Origin of the sequence: Curvibacter sp. AEP1-3 (assembly GCF_002163715.1) — a bacterium.
Taxonomy (GTDB): Bacteria; Pseudomonadota; Gammaproteobacteria; order Burkholderiales; family Burkholderiaceae_C; genus Allorhodoferax.
On record NZ_CP015698.1, the window covers coordinates 3,891,115 to 3,911,635 of the forward strand.

Genomic DNA, 20,521 nt, shown 5'->3' on the forward strand with positions numbered 1-20,521 from the left:
GCCGAAACCTTTGTTGTTGCGGGCCATTACGCGAACTTCCGGGCTTCACCTGAGCCATACAAATTGCTGGTGCAACGGCCGCACAAGGTGGGGTGCGCGGCATCTGCCCCAACGTCGGCGCGGTAGTGCCAGCAGCGCTCGCATTTCACATTGTTGGAGGCTGTAACGCTTATGGATTGTGCGCCACCAGCTACCAAAGTGATAGCGCTGGTAATGAACACAAACTTCAAGTCCTCACCCAAGCTGCTCAGCAAGGCGAACTCTTCTGCCGGTACCGTGAGCGTCACCTCGGCTTGCAGGGAGGCGCCCACTTGGCCGGCCGCGCGCAGGGTCTCGATGTCTTTGTTGACCGCCTCACGTACCGCACGGATGCGGGTCCACTTGGCCAGCAAGGCTTCGTCCGGCTCAGCAAAGGCGGAGTAGCCGTCCAGGAAGATGGAGAGCTTGGTCGCTTCGGGCGTTTTGCCTTCAGCGCCCAATACCGCCCAGGCTTCTTCAGCGGTGAAGCTGAGGAAGGGCGCCATCCAGCGCAGCATGGCCTGGGTTATCTGCCACAGCGCGGTTTGCGCGGAGCGGCGGGCCAGGCTGTTGGCGGCGGTGGTGTACAAGCGGTCCTTGAGTACGTCCAGGTAGAACGCGCCCAGGTCTTCACTGCAATACACCTGCAGCTTGCTCACCACGGGGTGGAATTCGTAGACCTTGAAATGCGCCAGGATGTCGGCTTGCAATTGGGCAGCGCGGGCCAGCGCATAGCGGTCGATTTCCAGCAACTGGTCGACGGGCACCGCGTCTTTGACCGGGTCAAAGTCAGAAACGTTGGCCAGCAAGAACTTCAGCGTGTTGCGCACACGTCGGTAGGTGTCCACCACCCGGGCCAGGATCTTGTCGTCAATGTTCAGGTCACCGGAGTAGTCGGTGCTGGCCACCCACAGGCGCACAATTTCCGCGCCCATCTTGCTCGTGATAGTTTGCGGCTCGACGGTGTTGCCAAGGCTCTTGCTCATCTTGCGGCCCTGGCCGTCGGTGGCAAAGCCGTGGGTCAGCAGGCCGCGATACGGTGCGCGGTCGTAGAGTGCGCAGCCCAGCAGCAGCGAGCTATGGAACCAGCCGCGGTGCTGGTCATGGCCTTCGAGGTACAGGTCGGCCTCGGGGCCTTCTGCGTGGAAGGGGGGCACCGCGTAGGCATCCTTGTGGCTGCCGCGCAGCACGTGCTGGAAGGTGGAGCCGGAGTCGAACCAGACTTCCAAAATGTCGGTGCTCTTGGTGTAGCTCGGTGCGTCGGCCGCGCCCAGGATGTCTTCCACCGACACGCGGCTCCAGGCTTCGATGCCGCCTTGCTCCACGATGTCAGCCGCTTGGTCCAGGATTTCCATGGTGCGTGGGTGCAGCTCGCCGCTGTCCTTGTGCAGGAAGAAGGGCACGGGCACACCCCAGCTGCGCTGGCGGCTGATACACCAGTCCGGGCGGTTGGCAATCATGTCGCGCAAACGGCTGCGGCCGTTTTCGGGGTAGAAGCTGGTCTGCTCGATGGCGTCCAGCGCCAGCTGGCGCAGGGTCTTGGGCGCTTTGTCTTGGGTGAATACGCCCTCACCGGCATCCATGCGGATGAACCACTGGGCGGCTGCGCGGTAGATCACCGGTGTCTTGTGGCGCCAGCAGTGCGGGTAGCTGTGGGTGATGCCTACCGTGGCCATCAGGCGGCCGTGCTCACGCAAAGTGTCGATGACGTTGGCGCAGGCCTTCCAGATGTGCTGGCCGCCGAACAAGGGCAGCTCGGCGTCATACACACCATTGCCCAGCACGGGATTCAAGATCTGGTCGTATTTCAGGCCATTGGCGATGCAGCTGTTGAAGTCATCCACACCGTAGGCGGGCGAGGAGTGCACGATGCCGGTGCCGTCGCCGTCGCTCACGTAGTCGGCCAGGTAAAGTGGCGAGAGACGCTTGTAGCTGTATTCGTTGCCTTCTACGTTGACATCGGCAGGCAGGTCGTACAGCGGGTGGCGGAACACCTGGCCGCGCAGGGCTTCACCCTTGGCGGTCGCCAGCACGGTGCCGGTCAGGCCGAAGCGCTCCAGGCACTTCTCTACCAGGCTGGCGCCCAGCAGCAGCACGCCCTTGGGCGTGTCCACGAGCGCGTATTCCAATTCGGGGTGGGCGTTGAGCGCCTGGTTGGCAGGGATGGTCCAAGCGGTGGTGGTCCAGATGACGGCGAAGGCTTGCTTGCCCGCAGGCAGGGCGCTCAGGCCGAAAGCTTGGGCCAAGCCGGCCGCGTCGTTGGACTCGAAGGCCACGTCCAGCGTGTCGCTCTTCTTGTCGGCGTATTCGATCTCGAACTCGGCCAAGCTGGAGCCGCAGTCAAAGCACCAGTACACGGGCTTCAGGCCACGGTATACAAAGCCACGCTCGATCACGCGCTTGAAGGCGCGGATCTGCCCGGCCTCGTTAGCGGGGTTCATAGTCTTGTAGGGGCGCTCCCAGTCGCCCAGCACGCCCAGGCGCTTGAAGTCTTCGCGCTGCTGGTTGATCTGCTCGGTGGCAAACGCACGGCTCTTGGCCTGCATGTCGTCGCGGCTCAGGTTGCGGCCATGCAGTTTTTCGATGGCGTTTTCGATCGGCAGGCCATGGCAGTCCCAGCCGGGGATGTATTGCGCGTCAAAGCCTGCGAGCTGCTTGCTCTTGACGATCATGTCCTTGAGGATCTTGTTCAGCGCATGGCCGATGTGCAGCTTGCCGTTGGCGTAGGGCGGGCCGTCGTGCAGCACAAAGAGCGGCTGGCCGGCGCGGGCGTCGCGGAGCTTTTTGTAGAGGCCCTCTTCGTTCCATTCTTTGACCCAGGCCGGCTCGCGCTTGGGCAGGTCGCCGCGCATGGGGAAGGCGCTATCGGGCAGATTCAGGGTGCTACGGTAATCAACGGGTTCAGTCATGGCCAACTCTCGGTTTGGAGGCTTTGTGCAAGCAATTCGGGGAGGCGGCTACCGTCACACGGGCGAAGGCAGCCTGGAGGGGCAGGTGACGCGGGGCAAAGTGCGTCGGGTGGCCGCGAGGGCCGGCCCCGTCAAATTCGGGTGCCGCCGGGAAGGCTGATGTGCGCTGCGAGCCAGGCGCGCGCGTCATCGCGGTCCTTTTGGATACCCTGCGTCAGGGCGTCCAGACCGTCGTATTTCAATTCGTCGTGCAGTTTGTGCAGCAGTTCCACGCGGATGATTTTACCGTAGGCCCCCTCAGGCCCCAGTTCCTCCGGCCAGTCCAGGCAATGGGTCTCCAGGAGCACGCGGCCGCGGTTCACATCGTTGGGGTCCAGCGAGGGGCGCACACCCAGGTTGGCAACTCCTTGCAAGGGTTTGGCGGCCAGACCGTGCACCAGCACCACAAAAATGCCGCTGGCGGCGGGCTTCCAGTGGGCAAAGCGCAAATTCAGGGTCTTGAAACCCAGGGTGCGACCCAGCTTGCGCCCGTGCACCACATGGCCACTGATGCAATACGGCCGGCCCAGCAGGCGGGCGGCATCTTGCATCCGCCCCTGGCCCAGTGCGTCGCGCACCGCAGAACTGGAGACGCGCAGGCCGTGGACCTCGTAACTGTTCATGCGGGCCACGTCAAAACCATGGGCCTCGCCTGTCGCGTCGAGCAGGGCGTAATCGCCGGCGCGGGCCTTGCCGAAGCGGAAATCGTCGCCCACCAGCACGTAGCGGGCGCCCAAGCCGACTTGCAGCACTTGCTGGATGAAGTCTTGCGGACTCTGGTTGGCCAGCCGGGCGTCGAAAGGCAGCACGATAGTCTGGTCCACACCGGCCTTGGCCAGGTCGTCCAGCTTGTCGCGCAGAGTGCCTACGCGGGCGGGGGCCAGCTCGGGTTTTTGGTGCAGTTTGGCGAAATAGTCGCGCGGGTGGGGCTCGAAGGTCAGCACACAGCTGGGCACGCCGCGTTGCTGCGCCTCGCTCTTGAGCAGGGCCAGCATGGCCTGGTGGCCCCGGTGCACACCATCGAAGTTGCCAATCGTCACCGCGCACGCCTCGGACACGCCGGGGTGCTTGAAACCGCGAAAAACCTTCATGGAGTTGTTATCTTTTTGATAGCAGGCCGCGCACATCGCATCAGCGCCTGAAGCCAATTTGTCATGGAAACACGGTATATTGTGACCTAGCAGGGCCCGGACGGCTTGTCCGGTGCGCACTTGCAGACCTTTGCAGACTTGTGTTGGTGGTTGTTTGAACCGTTGATGGAGGCGTTGCGTGAAAGTCTTGAAGTTGTCGGCCCAAGGGCTGCCCCAGTCCTGGATATCGCTGGAACAGGCGGTGATTCATTACGCCGCGGACGAAGTGCGCTGGGAAGCCGGCGGTGAGGTGGCGGTGTTTCACGGCGGCCATAACGCGGTCACCGGGCAGCAGTCTGTCATCCGGGTCAACAGCATCATCGGCACCCGTGGTGTGCCCCGCATCAATCCCTTCAACCTGCGCCCCGGCCTGACCAATGCCAAATTGTTCATCCGCGATCGCAATGCTATGTGGAATTCCCCGGATGCAAGGCAACAGTAGCGTTTCAAGAGTTCGTTTTCTTTAAATACAAAGAAATGTTGTGTGTTGTAAAAATGTTCATGTTATGTGTATAACCTTTTATCTGTGGGTAAAAACGGATTGAGTGTGTAAAATTATGTTCATGCGTATGACGTGGGCCAATAAAGACCATGAACAACTTTCTTAGCTCGGAACTGCGTCTAGTTAAGTCCCGTGAGCCAATGGGCTTAGTCGTGCAGGATCAGCCCTCGATATTCCAATACTGGCGGGATGATGTCGCTCCGTTTGAAGAGCCAATAATTTTCCTTGCTGAAAAATATGTAGGTTTAGGGGGGACGCCAAGCAAGCACACATGGGAGGCTGCTGGATACGACCTGTTGAGTTGGTTCCAATGGTGTCAGTTGAAACAGGCAGACTGGCGCAGTGCGACTGAGTCAGACAGAAAAGAGTTTGGAGACGACTATTTGGTTGCGGATCGCGATGAGAAAACGATCAACCGTAAATTGACAATAGTGAGGCGGTTCTATGAATTTGCGAGAGCAGAGGGCTGGTATCACAGGGACATGGGCTCATCAACTGAGCAACGAGAGGTTGAGAATCGGCCAATCGATGATGATCCACTTGCTCACACGCGTCCCACGGGGAGGCGCGTAAAAGAAAAGGACTTGCTGCTCAAAAAGGTCGGGCGAAAGGATCTGATCAGGCCGATGCAGGTAAAACAACTGCGAAAGCTACTACAGCACCTGGGTCCCACGGTTCAAGACACACAAGATAAGCGTCAAGTACGAGATCGCCTCATCTGTGACCTAGCGTGGAGCTCAGGTACCCGGCTGGGTGATGTGACAAAACTCACGACACTTCAATTTCTGAATATCATCGTGGAGCCACATCAACAATTGATGGAGTTCCCGCTGATCGTAGAAGGCAAGATGAAGGTCACGCGCAAGGTGGCAGCGCCAGGCTGGCTGATCCTTGCAATTCAAGCGTACATCAACTCCGAGCGTGCAAAAAGTGAACGCGAGGGCAAGAAACGGGGTGTCAAGCCTAACACTGCGCTGTTTCTTGGTCATGCCAATAGCAAGAGTGCCGGCAAGAAGATTACGGGCTCTGCAATCCAGAAGATGTTTGCGCTGGCGTGCATGAAATGCGGCATCACTGAGCAGATTGAGGTGGTCGACGTTGAGACTGGTGCGAAGCTTCTCAAGACGGTCCCTGTTCACTCCTTTCATGACCTTAGGCACAACTGCGCGGTGCTGACCTACCACGCTGAAAAGGCTCAAGGAAACAAAGAGCCTTGGAAGGTCGTGCAGATAAAGCTTGGCCACAAGAGCCTAAGTGTGACCATCAATACCTATTTGGCCCATGTCGAGATCTTTGGAGAGAAAGAGGGCGTGATTGACATTCGCAGGTTGATTGGTCTTAGGTGATTGATCTGCCCACACTTAACAGAACGTCCGAAATGTAATGGGATAGCAAATGGGTGATCAGCAACGACTGACCATGGGTAACTCTGACCATAAGGAAGAAAGCCGAGTGCATACGCCTAGCAAGAAGAAGCGAGCCAGTAATGCGCAGCAGGTGGTTGAAAATGCTAAACGACGTAACGCTGAGCAAGGTAATGTCGAAAACCTCCCCTGCACAAGGCTTGAACATGGCACCGACGACGGAAATACGACGTTAACGGCCATCTTCCCCAGAAAAGGAGGCGGCGAGCCACAGCGGTTGGATCTAAGCTTCATGCTGGAGTTTCCAGGACTGTCGGATTTTTTTGCTGATGGTTTACTCAAGGGCATCAAGAACATCTCGGCCCGTAGCCGAGTCGAGATAGTCAAAAACTTGCGCTGTAGTTGGTTTGCCTATCTTCGTGAACGCGGGTATGCCAAGCTAAGCCCGGAGGATTTGGACGAACAAATACTCACTGGGTATAGCATTTGGTTGAATGAATGTAGGAAGGAAGATGGGAAGGCGATTCATCCGGCAACAGTCTCGCAGAGAATCGGTGCGCTTCGCATACTTATCCGTGGATCGAACAACAAGCATTTACTTGACCTGATTCCTAGTGGACCACGTGGAATAGGCCGCAAGAAGACACCTACAAAGGTGCTTCAGTTCGATCAATTAATAGCGGTCGTAGCTGCAGTGGAAAAAGAGGTTATTGCCCTACAAGACAATTGGAAAAAGGGGCAATCTCTACTGATGGAGGGGCGACAGCTGCTCCGCAACGGTGCCGTTCTTGGAAGAGATTTGAGCGGGAAAACGGTAAAAAGAAATTCGGAATTCAATATCGCGTTAGCTCTGGCAATGATTGATGAACGCTACCCCGGCGTGATTCCAAACCGCGATGAGATCAGTGCACACGATAAGCAGCTCGGATGGGCGATACACGAATTCGGATCTGTAAAGATGAGTAGCTTTTTCTATGCAAGCGGTCGGGACCTAGTGCCACTGGTTCTGAGTATCGCCATAGCGACCGTATTCAACCCAGAAACGGTCCTAAAGCTGAATTGGAAGGACATCGACCGCAATGTGGACCCTTTAAGCAATGGGCGGCGGGCGGTGCAGTTCGACGTCACAGAAGAGGACGACAAGGTGGAGGAGCCAATGGATACGAATGCGTCTAGTGCAGCCGTATCCCCATTGGTAAAAATTACCGGCGACAAGCCACGAGCCAATCGCAAGCTCGTGCGTCTGTTGGACCCGGAAGATGGTGGGGCCAATCAGGTTAGCCTGAATATGGTCCTCAATCTAATCAAGGTTTTGACTGAGCGAATCCGCCCATTTGTGATCTATCCAGAAAGGTACGCCGACCGTATTTTTTTGTTTGTGCCGAAAATTCGGGCGAAGCGGGCAAAGAGCTTCGGAGGCAAAGCTGATGATTGGTCGCCCGATATTGTGTGGACAAGTGGCTTAGCCAAATTTATCAAAGACAACAATCTCCCTGACTTCACACTAAAGACAATCAGAGCCACGATGCTCGACTACGTACAACTCTTCAATCACGGTGATCTGGAGGCTGCGCGCAAGGTGGGAAACCACTTGAACCGCATCACTACCTGGACGCATTACACCAGCGATCTGGTTAAGCGAATGCTGCAGGAAGCCACAGGCGAGACCATACTTGTGAGAGAGCGATGGCTGGACTCAGAAGGCAAGATCGATCCGCGCAAGCACCGTGAGTTGGGGGGCAAAGGGTGCGCGACGCCAGGCTGGATTTGCTTGGACCCGTTCGATTCTCCGCGTCCAAATCAAAGGAAGGGTCGTCTATGCAGAGCCTACGGGGAGTGCCCTGACTGCCCGTTGGCAGCCGCACGTCCGGACAATCCCCGCAACGTCATGCTCTATGAAGCCTTGCGTCGTGCTATTTACCGCAGCATTGCACGAGTGACCCCACCAGTGTGGGACGAGCGCTGGGCACCCGTGGTCGTCGCCTTGGACAATTTACTGGTGAGTGTTCCTGCTCAGGTTCTTCAGGAGTCACGCAAACTCACCGTTGAACTACCCGACATCGGCTAATGAGAAACAAATATGAAAGCTACTCCAACCGCTGTCACTAATCTCCCAAAGGAAGAGTCGTACCGCCATCGACCACTATGGGAAATGACGCAGAGCGAGTTCGACGAGTTCCAAGTTACGTCGTTGAGTAAAGGCAAGGATAACGTTTGGAGATGGGAAAACACGACCCCAGGACAATCTAAAACATTGGCGAGATTGAACTGGAGTCAGGAACTAAGCGACGGCAGCCTACTCACAGACAAGCGTCATACACGTCGGCTGGCGTGGGCAAAAAAACTTGTGGCGCTAATCTGGCACGCTCCAGCGGACGGTATCGTGCCAGCAGCGGGTTCAATGGGGAGCTACCAACAGGGATTGAAGTGGCTCATATCATGGATGGCAATGCGCGGCATACACACTCCAGATGAGCTAGATGTGGAGGAGTATATTGAAGACCTGCCGCGATACGTTGCAGAGCGTGCAAAGGAAGAAGAAATAACAAGAGCTCAAATCCAGCTCGCCCTCAAGATTCTTCCCAAACTTTGGTCCGAGCGACGCTTGCTGGCCAAGTGGGGGGTCACTAGCCTCAATCAAGACCCGTTCCGCGAACGTAGCCTGGGGCAAATTGCCAATTCATTGTCGACGAAAGCACTTGGATGGATTCCACCTATGCCGGATGAGGTGGCGATACCTGTCTTCAATAAGGTGGCCTGGTGGTTAGGGCAGCCGGCAGAGGACGTGATCAACCTGCTTGCATATGTGGAGGACCCGCTCGCTGTCACGGAAGTTGAAGTAGCTGTGGGTAGATACAGGAGTATCCGCAGAAAAGTCTTAGTTGGGGTCGAAGCAAGGAGGAGTCGGAACAGCCAATTCGTCGCTGACTTCGTATTCAGTACATTGCCAGGTGAATCAGAGCCTTGGCATGAGACATTTGAAGAGAACTATCAGGGAGACAAAGCCGATGGCCCACATCCGCGAATACGCCGCCTGTTCGAAGCAGTGCGCGAAGCTTGTGCCATGTGCATCCAAGGAATGTCGGGCATGCGCATCAGTGAGCTACTGGGCATAGAAGCGGGGCTCGATCCGGTGAGCGGACTGCCTAAGGGTGTACGGTTGGAGTTATCAGCATCAGGCCTTTATGACTTGTTCGTAATTCGCACAGTCTTGTCAAAAACGGAAACGGGCTTGCCAAGGGAGATGGACTGGGTACTAGGTATGAGGCCGAAGGGTTCAATTGAGGAACCGTTGCCCGTGCGCGCCTTGCGCCTACTTAACAGACTGCATGAGCCGTGGCGGGAGCACGCCACGACGACGCGTTTGATTATGGCAGGAGCAGTGGGAATGAACCTGCCTGTTCAAACGACGGCGTTAGGTGAGATGAGGGTCGACATAATGCGCGATGCCATGAAGCGCTTCATTAGCAGGTGGGTAGATCTGTCGGGCTTGCCAGATGAGTCGCGACACAAGATGAAGGACAACGACCTAATCGAGTGGCGAGAGTCGCAAGGAACAATCTTTATGAGCCACATGCTGCGTAAGTCGTGGGCACAGTTCATGTTCGCGGTCGACCCAGGTCTGATGCCCGCCATCCAGTTGCAGTTCCATCACCTGTCAATGGCTATGACAGATAGCGGGTACATCGGGAACAATATGAGTCTACTCAATGACATGGAGTCGGTGGCGACCCAGGCCCGCAACCTGATTATTCTCGAAAGCGTACTGGGCCGTAACCCGCTGGCTGGCAGGATGGGTGAGGAACTGGAGCAGGCTACCCAGAAACTGGCTGCGCAGGTGAAGATACTGCCGACGAGCGATGCGTACAAGATAGTGGCGAAGTTCTGCGAGCACGTGCAGCTGCCGATATTCTTCTCGCCTCACGGTGCCTGCATACCGATGAAGACCCATGAAATGCGTTGCCATGACGAGGCTGGCACGTCGTTGCTCCTGCGTAAGCAACCCAATGCAAGGACGCGCCAACCGTCGCTATGCGCTGGCTGCGGCTGCTTTGTACTCGATGCCCGGCACGCGGAGTTCTGGGCAGCGCGGTACTTGGACAACTGGCTGGCGTACAAACGGGCGGAGCGCAGCGGTGATGTCATTGGTTTCAAGGTCATCAAGGAGCGCGCCCAGCAGGCAGGGAAGCTGCTCAAAAAGATAGGCGTAAAGGTGGAGCAACTCGACCGACAGATTGAAAAGACATTGGAAGCCGAGCATGTCCCTGCCTGACCCTATTGAGCAGGACTTCCTCGAAGCCCTTCAGCGGTTGGCGGAGGGTAAACCGAAGAACAAAACACTCAAAGCGAGTGCCAAGGCGGGCAAGCTGAAGATCAATGTCGTCAGTGTGGCCCTTGAGGCCGGGCGCAGCAGGACACTGATCGCCTTGGAGAATTGCCGCTACCCCAAGGTGCGCGAGGCGGTCAAGCTCGCGCAAGGGGGTAAGAAGTCGCTGCCCACCACTTACACGCAGCTCATCGAAAACCTGCGTGCGGACCTAGCTACCGTCAAGGCCGAAAAGCGCCTTCTGGAATCCAAGATGGCGGATCATGTGCTCGCCCGCCGAAAGGCCGAAGTGAATTCGCGGCGAGATGCGGCGGAAGCTTCTCGGTTGCGTAAGGTTGTGGTCGAACTTGAAAAAGTGGTTCACCTGTCACAAAAGGAAACCGAATTGCCGCGCTTAGTGCTGATTCGCGGGCTGCCTGGCAGCGGAAAGAGCACTAAGGCCAACGGCTACAGCGAAGACGGATATCAGCACTTCGAATCGGATCAGTTCTTCCAGTCGGAAGACGGTTATGCCTTTGACGAAACCAAACTGCCTCAGGCTCACGCTTGGTGCCTGGAGCAGACACGCAAGGCGCTCGCCGATGGTGAGTATGTGGTAGTCGCCAATGTCTTTGCGACGGAGCAGGACGTGCAGCCCTACGTCGATCTTGGATTCGGCTACCAGATCATCGACGCTACCCACAATGGTAAGTCGATCCACCAGGTTCCCGCAGATATCGTGAAGCGCACGAAAGCCATCTGGGTGCCGACTGAGGAACTACTGACGAGAATTCGAACCAAGCCGGAGAAGACCGTCAGAGCTAAAGTGACGAGCATTCATTCCGCCCGGAAGGACAAGAAGTAATGGCCCGTCCCTCCATTGTCCCTGAAATTCTCGAAAAGCTGGAGCCATGGCTTGAGGCTCGCTTGGCTTTACTTGGAAACCGATGATTGGGCTGCTGCCGGTTTCAAAGACACTTTGTTAAGGTTGTCGATGAAACAGGAGATTGCAAATGGCAACGAGAAGGCAATTCAGTCGGGAGTTCAAGGTCGAAGCTGTAAAGCTGGTAACTCAACGCGGGGTTGGCGTCAGCCAAGCAGCACGGGATTTGGATGTGGGGGAGACGGTTCTGCGCCGTTGGATGCGAGAGCTGACGCAAGACCCGCAACAAGCCTTTCCTGGCAAGGGCGTCATGAAGCCCGAGCAAGCCGAGATTGACAGGCTGCGCAAGGAAGTCGCCAAGCTCAAGATGGAGCGCGACATACTAAAAAAAGCCGCGGCCTACTTCGCCAGGGAATCAATGTGAGATTCGACTTTGTGGCGAAGCACCGAGTGGCCTGGCCGGTGGGATTGATATGCGAGACGCTCGGTGTTGTTGGCGCCAATGGAATCTTGACAGTGCGTGCCGGCCCAATTTTGATAGGGGGCTTGTAGCCAGTATTTAGGAGTCTGGCTGTGGATAACTATAGCCCCTTACATACTGGCCACCTCCTTACTGGCAATGGATTTCCGATTCATTTCTCTTGATTTGATCTTTCCCTTGGCCTCTGTGGAACTGTGCAGGGAAGCGATAGGACTCGTTACCGGTCTCGACGATGTGGCAGTGATGGGTGAGCCGGTCCAACAGGGCCGTCGTCATCTTGGCATCCCCGAAAACGGCAGACCATTCTGCAAACGTCAGGTTCGTAGTGATCAGCACACAGGTGTGCTCATAGAGCTTGGACAGCAGATGAAACAGTAGTGCCCCTCCCGCCTGGCTGAATGGCAAGTAGCCCAGCTCATCTAGAACGACCAAGTCCATGCGCATCAAACTCATGGCAATCCGTCCCGGATTTCCCTTGACCTTCTCCAGCTCCAGGGCATTGACCAGATCCACAGTCGAGTAAAACCGCACGCGCTTTGAATGGTGTGTCAGGCCATTGATTCCCAATGCCGTTGCCAGGTGAGTTTTACCGGTACCAGGACCACCAATCAGGACAACGTTCTGTGCATCCTCAGTGAAGCTCAGGTCAGCCAATTTCTTGATTAGCGCCTTGTCCACTTGCGAGACCTCAAAATCAAAGCCTGCAAGGTCCCGGTGGATCGGGAAGCGTGCCGCCTTCATTTGATGCGCAATGGAGCGCATGTGCCTGTCTACATCTTCGGCCTGGAGCAAGTGTTCAATCAGCCAGCGTGAACTCTGGATTGTTGCTCCGCCATCTTGCTCCATGAGGTCAGCCCAGGCGCTGGCCATCCCGCCCAAGCGCAGGGCTTTGAGCTCACTTTGTACGTCACGTTTTGACTCAGACATGGATTACTCCTTGATCATCGTTATGGGTCGGGCGCAGACGGTCGTACCGCGCGGTATCGGCTGTAGGCAGGTGGGTGAGTTGCAGTGAGGTCTGAGCGTATTCAGGCAAGGGCGGCGCATTGAGTCGCGCCAGTACATTGCGCACATGTTCGACGCTGACACTGCCATTGGGCGTGGCTCCTTCCAGCACCAGATCTACCGCTACCAACACAGCATCCAAGCCAGCTTGCGGGACAGTAGCTAACACCTGAGCCATCGTTCGATCTCCTCCGGGGTGACGTAGGAGGGATTTACGTAAGCGCTGCAAAGGCTCTGGCAAATCCAGGAACGGAGCGCCATTGCGTAGTGCGCCGGGCTTGCGTTGCACCAATTCAATGTAGTGCTGCCAGTCGTAGGTCGTCTGTGTCGCGCGCAGTATGAAAATGACACGCGAACGCGGTGAGGAACTGATACACCTCGACTAACGTGCCAAGCCATCCGAACCATGGATGGGACTGGCAATGATTACGAACGAGGAGTACATGGAACTCAAGGTTTTAAGGAAGCACAGGCTAAGCCTGCGCGAGATATCGGCGCAAACTGGAATGGCAGTCAACACGGTGCGTAAGTATTTGGAAGGCGGACCGCCGGCCAAGCAGAAACTGCCGGCACGTAAAAGCAAACTTGACCCATTCAAGGACTATCTTGCTGGACGTATTCAGGCGGCCAAGCCTGATTGGATTCCAGCAACGGTGCTGCAGCGTGAGATTGCCGCACAGGGGTACACGGGTTCCGTGCGCATCCTGCAGGAGTACCTCAAGGAGTTGCGTCCACAGGCGCGCCCGGATCCGGTTGTGCGGTTCGAGACCCAGCCCGGTGAGCAAATGCAGATGGACTGGATCGAGTTCCGCAAGGCTGGGCATAAAGACGGCATGTTGGCGGCGTTTGTGGCAACGCTGGGCCACAGCCGGGCGACCTTCGCGGAGTTTGTCACAGACATGAAGCTGGAGACACTACTGGCGTGCCATGTCAGGGCGTTCGAGAGCTTTGGTGGAGTCACCCGTGAAGTGCTGTACGACAACATGAAGACCGTCATCCTCAAGCGTGACGCCTACGGCAAGAACCTGCACCAGTTCCAGGGTGCCTTTGCTGACTTTGCGCACCACCATGGCTTTGTGCCACGGGTGTGCAAGCCCTATCGGGCCAAGACCAAGGGCAAAGTCGAACGCATGAATGGCTACATCCGGCGCAGCTTCTGGGTGCCATTGGTGGCGAGTATGAAGCAGCAAGGCTTGGTGGTGGACGCGGACACAGCCAATCGGGAAATGCGCACCTGGCTGCGTGACGTTGCCAATGTGCGGATCCACGGAACCACTGGGTGTGTGCCGGCACAGGCTTTGCAACAGGAGCGCACACATCTGCTGGCCATCCCCAGCGCCTACAGTGGGCGAACAGTGCGTCAAATGCAAAAGGTCACCGGTAGTACCGGCGCAGCGGTGCGGCCAATTCCAGCTGCGGCATGGCGAGGACTTCAGCATCCTCTGGCGATGTATGACACGCTGGTACACAACCAAGCCGCTACAGGAGGACGACCGTGAGCCTGCAAATGGAGAGACTACGTGAACTGTGTGATCAGTTGCGCCTACTCAACTTACCCGATCAGCTTGCCCACCTGGGGCAAATGGCGGCCAAGAAAGAGCTGGGGTACCTGGAGTTCCTGGAACAAGCCTTGCGTGGCGAGGCTCTGGCCAGGGTGGAGAGAACACGCGCCATGCTCACGCGCATAGCGGGCTTCCCGGCCATCAAGACGCTCGATGAGTTTGACTTCCAGTTTACCAGCGGTGTGCCAAAGCCCGTAGTGCAGGAGCTTGGCAGCCTGGCCTTCGTGGAGCGCAGCGAGAACGTGGTCCTGCTGGGCGCCAGTGGGGTGGGCAAAACCCACTTGGCCATCGCCTTGGGCTACAGGGCAACCCAGGCTGGAATCAAGACGTGTTTCATCACGGCGGCAGATCTGCTGATGACACTGAGCACGGCACTATGGCAGAACACCCTGGAAGATGCCATCAAACGCATCGTACGTCCCTACCGGCTGTTGATCATTGACGAGGTCGGGTACCTTCCCATGAATCGGGAACAGGCCAATCTTCTGTTCCAAGTCATTGCCAAACGCTATGAAGTTGGAAGTCTCATCCTGACCTCCAATCTGCCGTTTGGGCAATGGGACCAGACGTTTGCAGACGATGCAACGCAGACAGCGTCGCTACTTGACCGACTGCTCCACCACGCCCATGTGGTCCCGATCTCAGGAGACTCCTATCGCCTGAAAGATAAGCGGCGTGCCGGTGTGAATGCCGCCAGCAGCAATGCGCTACTCAAACGAAAACGCAGTCACCTTGATACACAGGAGGAGCAAGCAGCCTGAAGTCGCCAAGCATTCAGTGGCTCGCCACTGAATGCTTGAAACAAGACAGACAAAGACAAAACAGCAAATCGCCCCACACAACGGTGTATCAAATCCACGCCGCGTTTGCGTTCAACAACCGTATCAAATCGAGACTGCGTTTGACATCTGCCCACTGCCTGGATTACGGATGTGACTGGCAACAACGGTTTGTGCACAGGCAATGTCAACTCGATTGGGGTATAGCCTTGTACTGACCAAGTGCCCCGCCCATTCACAGGGCACAGAGTAGCGGTTGCGAGCCACTGCCACCAAACATGTACTGCTGACCCGTGCGGGCTTCTCCACATAGCCGTCAAACAGCACAGGCACTGACATGAGATGAGGACGCTCCAACTCTAGCATCTCGGCTACCGTGAACTGCTTGTGGATCGGATGCACTGTGTCCGCCCGTATTGAACGGCAGCGCTCTCCAAGCCAAGCATTGAGTTCAGCGAACGATCCGAAGCGGCGGGTACCTGCCTCGATCCAGATGCGTCTACGGCTGTCCTGAACGTTCTTCTCAACAACACCTTTCTCCCAACCCGATGCCACGTTGCAGAAGTCCGGGTCAAACAGATAGTGGCTGCACATGGCTGAGAAGCGTGCGTTGACGATGCGGCCCTTGCCCTTCTTGACCTTGTCCACCGCGGTCTTCATGTTGTCGTAGATGCCCCGCCTGGCAACGCCGCCTAAGGCCTGGAACGAGCGGGTGTGTGCATCGAACAGCATCTCGTGGCCTTGCCCAGGATAGGCCACCAACCAGAAGGCCCGGCTGGCACACAGTTTGAGGTGGGCTATCTGCATCTTGTAAAACACGCCACCCACCAGGAGACCTTCCTCACTCCAGTCAAACTGGAAGGCTTCACCCAGCTCGAAGTTCAGGGGTACGAAGGCCCGAGCAGGGTCTTTGGCACTCTCCACACGCCAAGCGCGAATGAAGTCCGTCACAGCGCTATAGCCGCCCCGATACCCTTGGGCCTGGATCTGGGCAAACAGTGCCTTGCCGGTGCGCCGGGCGTGCTTGGGCCTGTGGGTATCAGTGCGCAATGCCTGTTCCAGCACCGGCTCAAATGCAGTGAGCTTGCCCTCAAGCTTCTTGCGTTGGTACTTCGGGGTAATGTCGCCGGGGGCCTTGAGCCACTTCTTGACAGTGTTTCGAGACAACCCGGTTCGTCTGCATATCTCTCCGTCAGAGAGTTGGTCGCGCATCTTCATGCGCCGCACCTTGCCAATCATGTCCATGGTGATCACCTGTAAAATCCCTGCTGAAAGTTTCAGCAGGACAGTGGAACACCCCTGTCAATTTTGGATCGGCACTTCCGGTTTTAGACTGTCAAATTTCGGTCGGCGGCAACATTCTGCACACTAAAAGTGGTGGGATTGAATGCAAATCGCTGGTGAGTTTGAGATACGAATCGGTGGAGGTTTTGTCGTGCAAACGCCTAGTGAATTTGCTGCGAATACTCACCACATTTGTGGTGGGTTAAATGCTTGATTTGTGGCAAGATTTTCTCCCCATTTTTACGGAGATGGACTGCGTTACTAAACCTCGTAGCAGCGATCAGCTCCGAACAGCAGACGCATGCGCTCGGCCTTGGGTGCAGAAGCACTGGTGAGATCAATCACGGCCAAGCGATATCTAGCCCTTGAACAGCACACGTAGAAAACATTGCGAGAGCGCTTCGCGCGTCCCGGATTCGCCGCCTCATCCGCGCCGGACAGGTACTTGTCGAAAGAGTAAAAGTTCCAGGCGGCGCCGGCATCGTCCAGCACCACTAGCACGGTATCGAATTCGTCACCCTTGACACCATGTTTCGTTGAAAACGGTGTGTTGGTCATGTAGAACCGAGCGAAAGCAGCTACCTGCTGATACGGGAGTCCAAATAAGGCTGCGTACAGAGTCGCGTCCTTTTGCTCGCGCTCTTTCGTAGCATCGTCCATGTCTGCAGTGAAGATGGGTTGCGTGTTCGAAAGTCTGAGGGCCAGTTCATCAGTCAGCGGGAAGAGCTGACTGTCACGGATCGACTCAAGCACTTCACGAACGGTTCCAGCAGCGCACTTGGTCATCAGGGTGTTGAGTGCCTCGCGCACCTCCGACTTCGCTGCCCGACTAGGCAGTCGGTGACCGGCTCCATGGAGCCGGCCTAGCGTCTCGCCAATCAGCCCTTTCTCCCAAGCTAGGGCCAGAGGTTCAACCTTGTCCAAGAAAAAAGCAATCCGCCTGTCAGAGCCATCGGTGAGGGCGTCCTTGGCAAAAGCCCCTCTATCCGTGAAGGCCTGAAGCAGGGCGGCAAAACCGGCCTTGCGAGCGATCAAGCGATGGGTCAGGTAAAGCTCGCGTGTTCCAGGGCTTGCTAGATCCCAGTTCAGAGTGGCCGCCAGCAGATCCCGTGCGCGCTGGAGACCGGCTTCATCAGCACCAGCCGCCACGCGGATGTAGGCAACGTCACCTTGCGCATTGTTGTTTCCGGGAATTTGCGTAATGTCCGTCCGGATTTTGTTTAAGACATCCATGACGCGCAGAGAGCAGCGACGGTTCTCCCGCTTAACGATGACCTCCAGCGGAGCTGCCAGCTCAGCCGGCAGCTCGCCGATCCCTTTGTGCTCGCCGTGGTGATAGATGTTCTGCATCTTGTCGCCGAAGAAGCCGAGCACGAGCGAGTTGCCGGCCAGTGGCAACATTCGGCGTAGCAAGACGTCGATGACGGCTTCGCTGGTGTCCTGATACTCGTCAATGAAAATGAACGGATAGCGGCTCGCCACGATGCGTGACAGCTTGTCGTAACGGTCATAGGCGATGCGCGCGATCGACAGTAGGTCGTCGTGGTAGATCCGTCCTTCGAGGAACTTGGAGCCTCGATCCGAGTATTTCACCTCGAATTGTGCCGCGACCCTTGCTTCTAACTCAGCCTGATCAACCCGCCGCGAGCTCTCGACGGGGAGCGCTGCATTGAACTCGAGCAGGGCCTGTCGAAGGGCTTGCTGATGGGGCTGCAAGGTGCTCCAGAGAAAGTCGTGGATGGTCGACACACGAACCAGAGAGTTGCCTTGAATGCGTTCGATCACCTGATCCTTTGCGACGTTGGTATAGGTGATGCAGGCGATCTGCTGCCCATCACGCCTTAGCCGGCCGGCGACTGGCGGAGCGCAGAGCTTCTTGATGCCTTCTACGAGGGAGTATGTCTTGCCGGCGCCAGCACCGGCGTCGAGAACGAAACTTCGCCCCTCGGCGAGACATTGAGTGATGCGCTCATCCGCTGTTTTTACCAGCGCGGCCGCAGCTACTGCTTCGCCAGCCATTCAAGCCCCTCGCGGATGTAAGTAGGTGTGGTCCATCCCTCGTTGGCCAGTAAATCGAGCGCAAAGTCGACCTTCGGTAGGCTTACGTTGTAAGCGTCGGCGGTCAGTGCTGCAGCATCGGTATGAGCGAAGTTTCCACCTGTACCCAAGAGCTTAGTCTTGTTGGCAATCAACCAAGCCGCGTTTGCGTAAATAAATGCCTCCTCGAAGCTCCGGGCGCACGGCTGGCCAGCCGCTTCGGAAACTTGATAGGCCACCTGAACCCTTCCCGACGTCTTCTGCGCTTCGCCAGCGGCCATTAGCGTGGGCAAATCAGAGCTTCCCGGCAGCCACTGCGACAAAGTCGCGTTGCTGCTTGCATGGCCTTTCGCGACGGCGACCTTCTTCTTGGACGTGCCGTCGATCGAGTCCAAGTCCGTGATTAAGAGCGCTGGCAACTGCAGAAACTCGATCAACTTTCGGAAGAGGTGCGCATACGCTCCCCCTACCTCGACCGTGCATACGTAGGTTGATGTCAGCTTATCGCGCAGTGCGACGTCCAGAGCCGCGATCATTCGCGGCAACAGCATGCGTTCGACTTGCCCTTCGATGAACACGAGCTTGTCGGCGAAGAACATGTCGCACCGCGTCATTGTCAGGTACTTCCGCAGGAACTCCATCGCGGCTCTCTCTGAGTCAGTCGTCGCGGAGGACTCGAAGGACAGCAGATCCTTGATCTCGACCGATCCCTTGTTTCGCCGGAAGTAGCGGATCGGCGCGAAACCGCAGTTGGCCGCCATGTGCGATGAATGCGTCGTCAGCAGCAGTTGCACCTCAGTTTCGCCAGCGGCGGGTGTGAGGAACTCGCTGACTTTCTGAACGAAGACCGCCTGCATCTGAGGATGCATATGCACCTCAGGCTCCTCGACGATCACCAGATGGACGCGTGGACGGTGCTCCGGGTCGGACTCGACGTCCTCACGGAAGGACTTTAGGCACAGAACAATGTAGATGAGGTTCTTGAACCCGAGGCCGCTATAGCGCTCTGGAAGCTCGATGGCGTGATCAAGCCCCTCGACGCCCCCCACGGCCAGTGCCGGGGTCGGGCCGACAGCGGCGTAATAGACCCGCGTGGTGTCCTTGAACAGGCCATCGGCGCTGAGCTCAGCGCGGATCGTCAGCTTGGGGGACTCGGGATGGCCAAATTTGGCCAACCCTGTCATGAGGCCATCGAACGCCTTGACGTACTGAGGCCCAAGGGCTGTGGACTGATCTCTCAGCATCTTCTCGAGCGCCTTGAAATCTTTGGGCGCGTCGACCTTGTAGCGGCGCTCGTAGTGAGCATGCAATAGCGTTGACAGTCGCGTGGCCTTGCTGCCTTCTTCGCGGTCGTCGATATGGCGCTGCGCGCTGACGACGTCGATATGGATCAGTCTCTGTAGGATTCCGCGGTCTGGCAGGCGCTCCGCCTGCTTACCATCAGGGCTCAGCTTGAACTGATCCAGCTTGTAGTGGTCATGAAGGGTAGCCGCGAGATAGTCAATAAGTGCCTGGTCATCGTCTCGATCCTTTAGGTAGGCCTGTGCCAACTGCTTGGGATCCAAAGGTGCGAACCGAATTTCGACTGTCACCGAGTTAGATGCATCTTCCAGGTCCATCAGCAATTCGCCGGCGATGGCCAGATCTGAGCCCGTGTCGTCGTAGTCGAACTTTAGGCGCAATGACAAGACCGGCAAGGCGGGGAGAGCCAAAGCGTCTGGCTCGGCAACAGCTTCGCCACCAGCTAGCGCGGCAACAGCGGGTGGCATCAAGATGTGCTGCTGAAACCCATTGAAGGTCCCCCTGCATCCCAGAGAGAAATCGTTAATCGATAACTGCTTTATCGGCCTTTGGAGGAAGGTCAGCATCGCCTCGATGGTTGACGTCTTCCCACTGTTGTTGGGACCGACGAGGATCGTAGTGATACCCGTCGTATCCAGGCGCATGTGAGTGTCCTGCAGCAGTCGAAAATTCTTGATGGCTATTTCGGACAGCTTCATGTCCGGTCTCCCTTCCCTTGCCTAGGTTACTAAGTCTTGATGCCATTGCCTAGGGGCCCGTAAGGCGAGCCTGCGAGAATTGTACGATCGACTCATCGCTTGGCAAGTTTCAGTATCGACGGTGAATTCGGCGGTGTCCGAACCCAAAACGGCCAACGACCTACCAATTACATTCTGGCAATCGATACTAAGGCTCGCCATACACGGACCTGCAGTCAACAT

10 protein-coding genes and 5 pseudogenes are annotated in these 20,521 nt (G+C 56.9%); 8 read left to right on the forward strand and 7 right to left on the reverse strand.

Translation table 11 applies throughout. The features are described from left to right. Positions 1–26: 26 nt before the first annotated feature. Complete coding sequence (gene ileS, locus AEP_RS18260) at positions 27–2,927, reverse strand: isoleucine--tRNA ligase (RefSeq protein ID WP_087496718.1); 2,901 nt, start codon at positions 2,925–2,927, stop codon at positions 27–29. A 131-nt stretch (positions 2,928–3,058) separates the two neighbouring features. Further along, complete coding sequence (locus AEP_RS18265) at positions 3,059–4,057, reverse strand: bifunctional riboflavin kinase/FAD synthetase (RefSeq protein ID WP_087497417.1); 999 nt, start codon at positions 4,055–4,057, stop codon at positions 3,059–3,061. Between the two features lie 178 nt (positions 4,058–4,235). Between AEP_RS18265 and AEP_RS18270 the strand changes: the two are divergent. The 6 genes and pseudogenes from AEP_RS18270 to AEP_RS18295 all read left to right on the forward strand — a co-directional run. Continuing rightward, positions 4,236–4,502 (forward strand): annotated as a pseudogene (locus tag AEP_RS18270) (HNH endonuclease); the annotation flags it as partial. Positions 4,503–4,687: 185 nt separating this feature from the next. Further along, positions 4,688–5,944 (forward strand): tyrosine-type recombinase/integrase, encoded by a 1,257-nt coding sequence (locus tag AEP_RS18275; RefSeq protein WP_087496719.1) that lies wholly within the window; start codon positions 4,688–4,690, stop codon positions 5,942–5,944. Between the two features lie 49 nt (positions 5,945–5,993). Further along, positions 5,994–8,030, forward strand: a complete 2,037-nt coding sequence (locus AEP_RS18280; protein WP_157673210.1) for a hypothetical protein — start codon at positions 5,994–5,996, stop codon at positions 8,028–8,030. A gap of 12 nt (positions 8,031–8,042) precedes the next feature. Next, entirely contained in the window at positions 8,043–10,235 is a 2,193-nt protein-coding gene (locus AEP_RS18285; protein WP_157673211.1) for an integrase, read from the forward strand. Then, positions 10,222–11,133 carry an AAA family ATPase gene (locus AEP_RS18290; RefSeq protein WP_087496722.1) on the forward strand — a complete coding sequence of 304 codons (912 nt, stop codon included), beginning with the start codon at positions 10,222–10,224 and terminating at the stop codon, positions 11,131–11,133. The genes AEP_RS18285 and AEP_RS18290 overlap by 14 nt, the downstream gene beginning before the upstream one ends. Before the next feature lie 148 nt (positions 11,134–11,281). After that, positions 11,282–11,643, forward strand: a pseudogene (locus AEP_RS18295) (transposase); the annotation flags it as partial. Positions 11,644–11,742: 99 nt separating this feature from the next. On the opposite strand, the pseudogene istB (AEP_RS18300) reads toward AEP_RS18295, so the two are convergent. Together istB (AEP_RS18300) and AEP_RS18305 are read right to left on the reverse strand one after the other, a co-directional pair. Beyond that, positions 11,743–12,559: pseudogene (gene istB, locus AEP_RS18300) on the reverse strand (IS21-like element helper ATPase IstB). After that, positions 12,552–12,962 (reverse strand): annotated as a pseudogene (locus tag AEP_RS18305) (IS21 family transposase); the annotation flags it as partial. The pseudogenes istB (AEP_RS18300) and AEP_RS18305, both read right to left, overlap by 8 nt. A gap of 97 nt (positions 12,963–13,059) precedes the next feature. Between AEP_RS18305 and istA (AEP_RS18310) the strand changes: the two are divergent. Further along, on the forward strand, positions 13,060–14,136 hold the full coding sequence (gene istA, locus AEP_RS18310) for an IS21 family transposase (protein WP_198301857.1): 1,077 nt from the start codon (positions 13,060–13,062) through the stop codon (positions 14,134–14,136). Next, positions 14,133–14,960: an IS21-like element helper ATPase IstB gene (gene istB / locus AEP_RS18315; protein WP_087496723.1), complete on the forward strand. Its 828-nt coding sequence runs from the start codon at positions 14,133–14,135 to the stop codon at positions 14,958–14,960. The genes istA (AEP_RS18310) and istB (AEP_RS18315) overlap by 4 nt, the downstream gene beginning before the upstream one ends. Before the next feature lie 147 nt (positions 14,961–15,107). On the opposite strand, the pseudogene istA (AEP_RS18320) reads toward istB (AEP_RS18315), so the two are convergent. The 3 genes and pseudogenes from istA (AEP_RS18320) to AEP_RS18330 form a co-directional block, all read right to left on the reverse strand. Beyond that, positions 15,108–16,223 (reverse strand): annotated as a pseudogene (gene istA / locus AEP_RS18320) (IS21 family transposase); the annotation flags it as partial. 300 nt (positions 16,224–16,523) lie between these two features. Continuing rightward, positions 16,524–18,281 (reverse strand): UvrD-helicase domain-containing protein, encoded by a 1,758-nt coding sequence (locus AEP_RS18325; RefSeq protein WP_087496724.1) that lies wholly within the window; start codon positions 18,279–18,281, stop codon positions 16,524–16,526. Next, on the reverse strand, positions 18,263–20,299 hold the full coding sequence (locus tag AEP_RS18330) for an ATP-dependent nuclease (RefSeq protein WP_087496725.1): 2,037 nt from the start codon (positions 20,297–20,299) through the stop codon (positions 18,263–18,265). Before AEP_RS18330 ends, AEP_RS18325 begins: the two co-directional genes overlap by 19 nt. Positions 20,300–20,521: the final 222 nt, after the last annotated feature.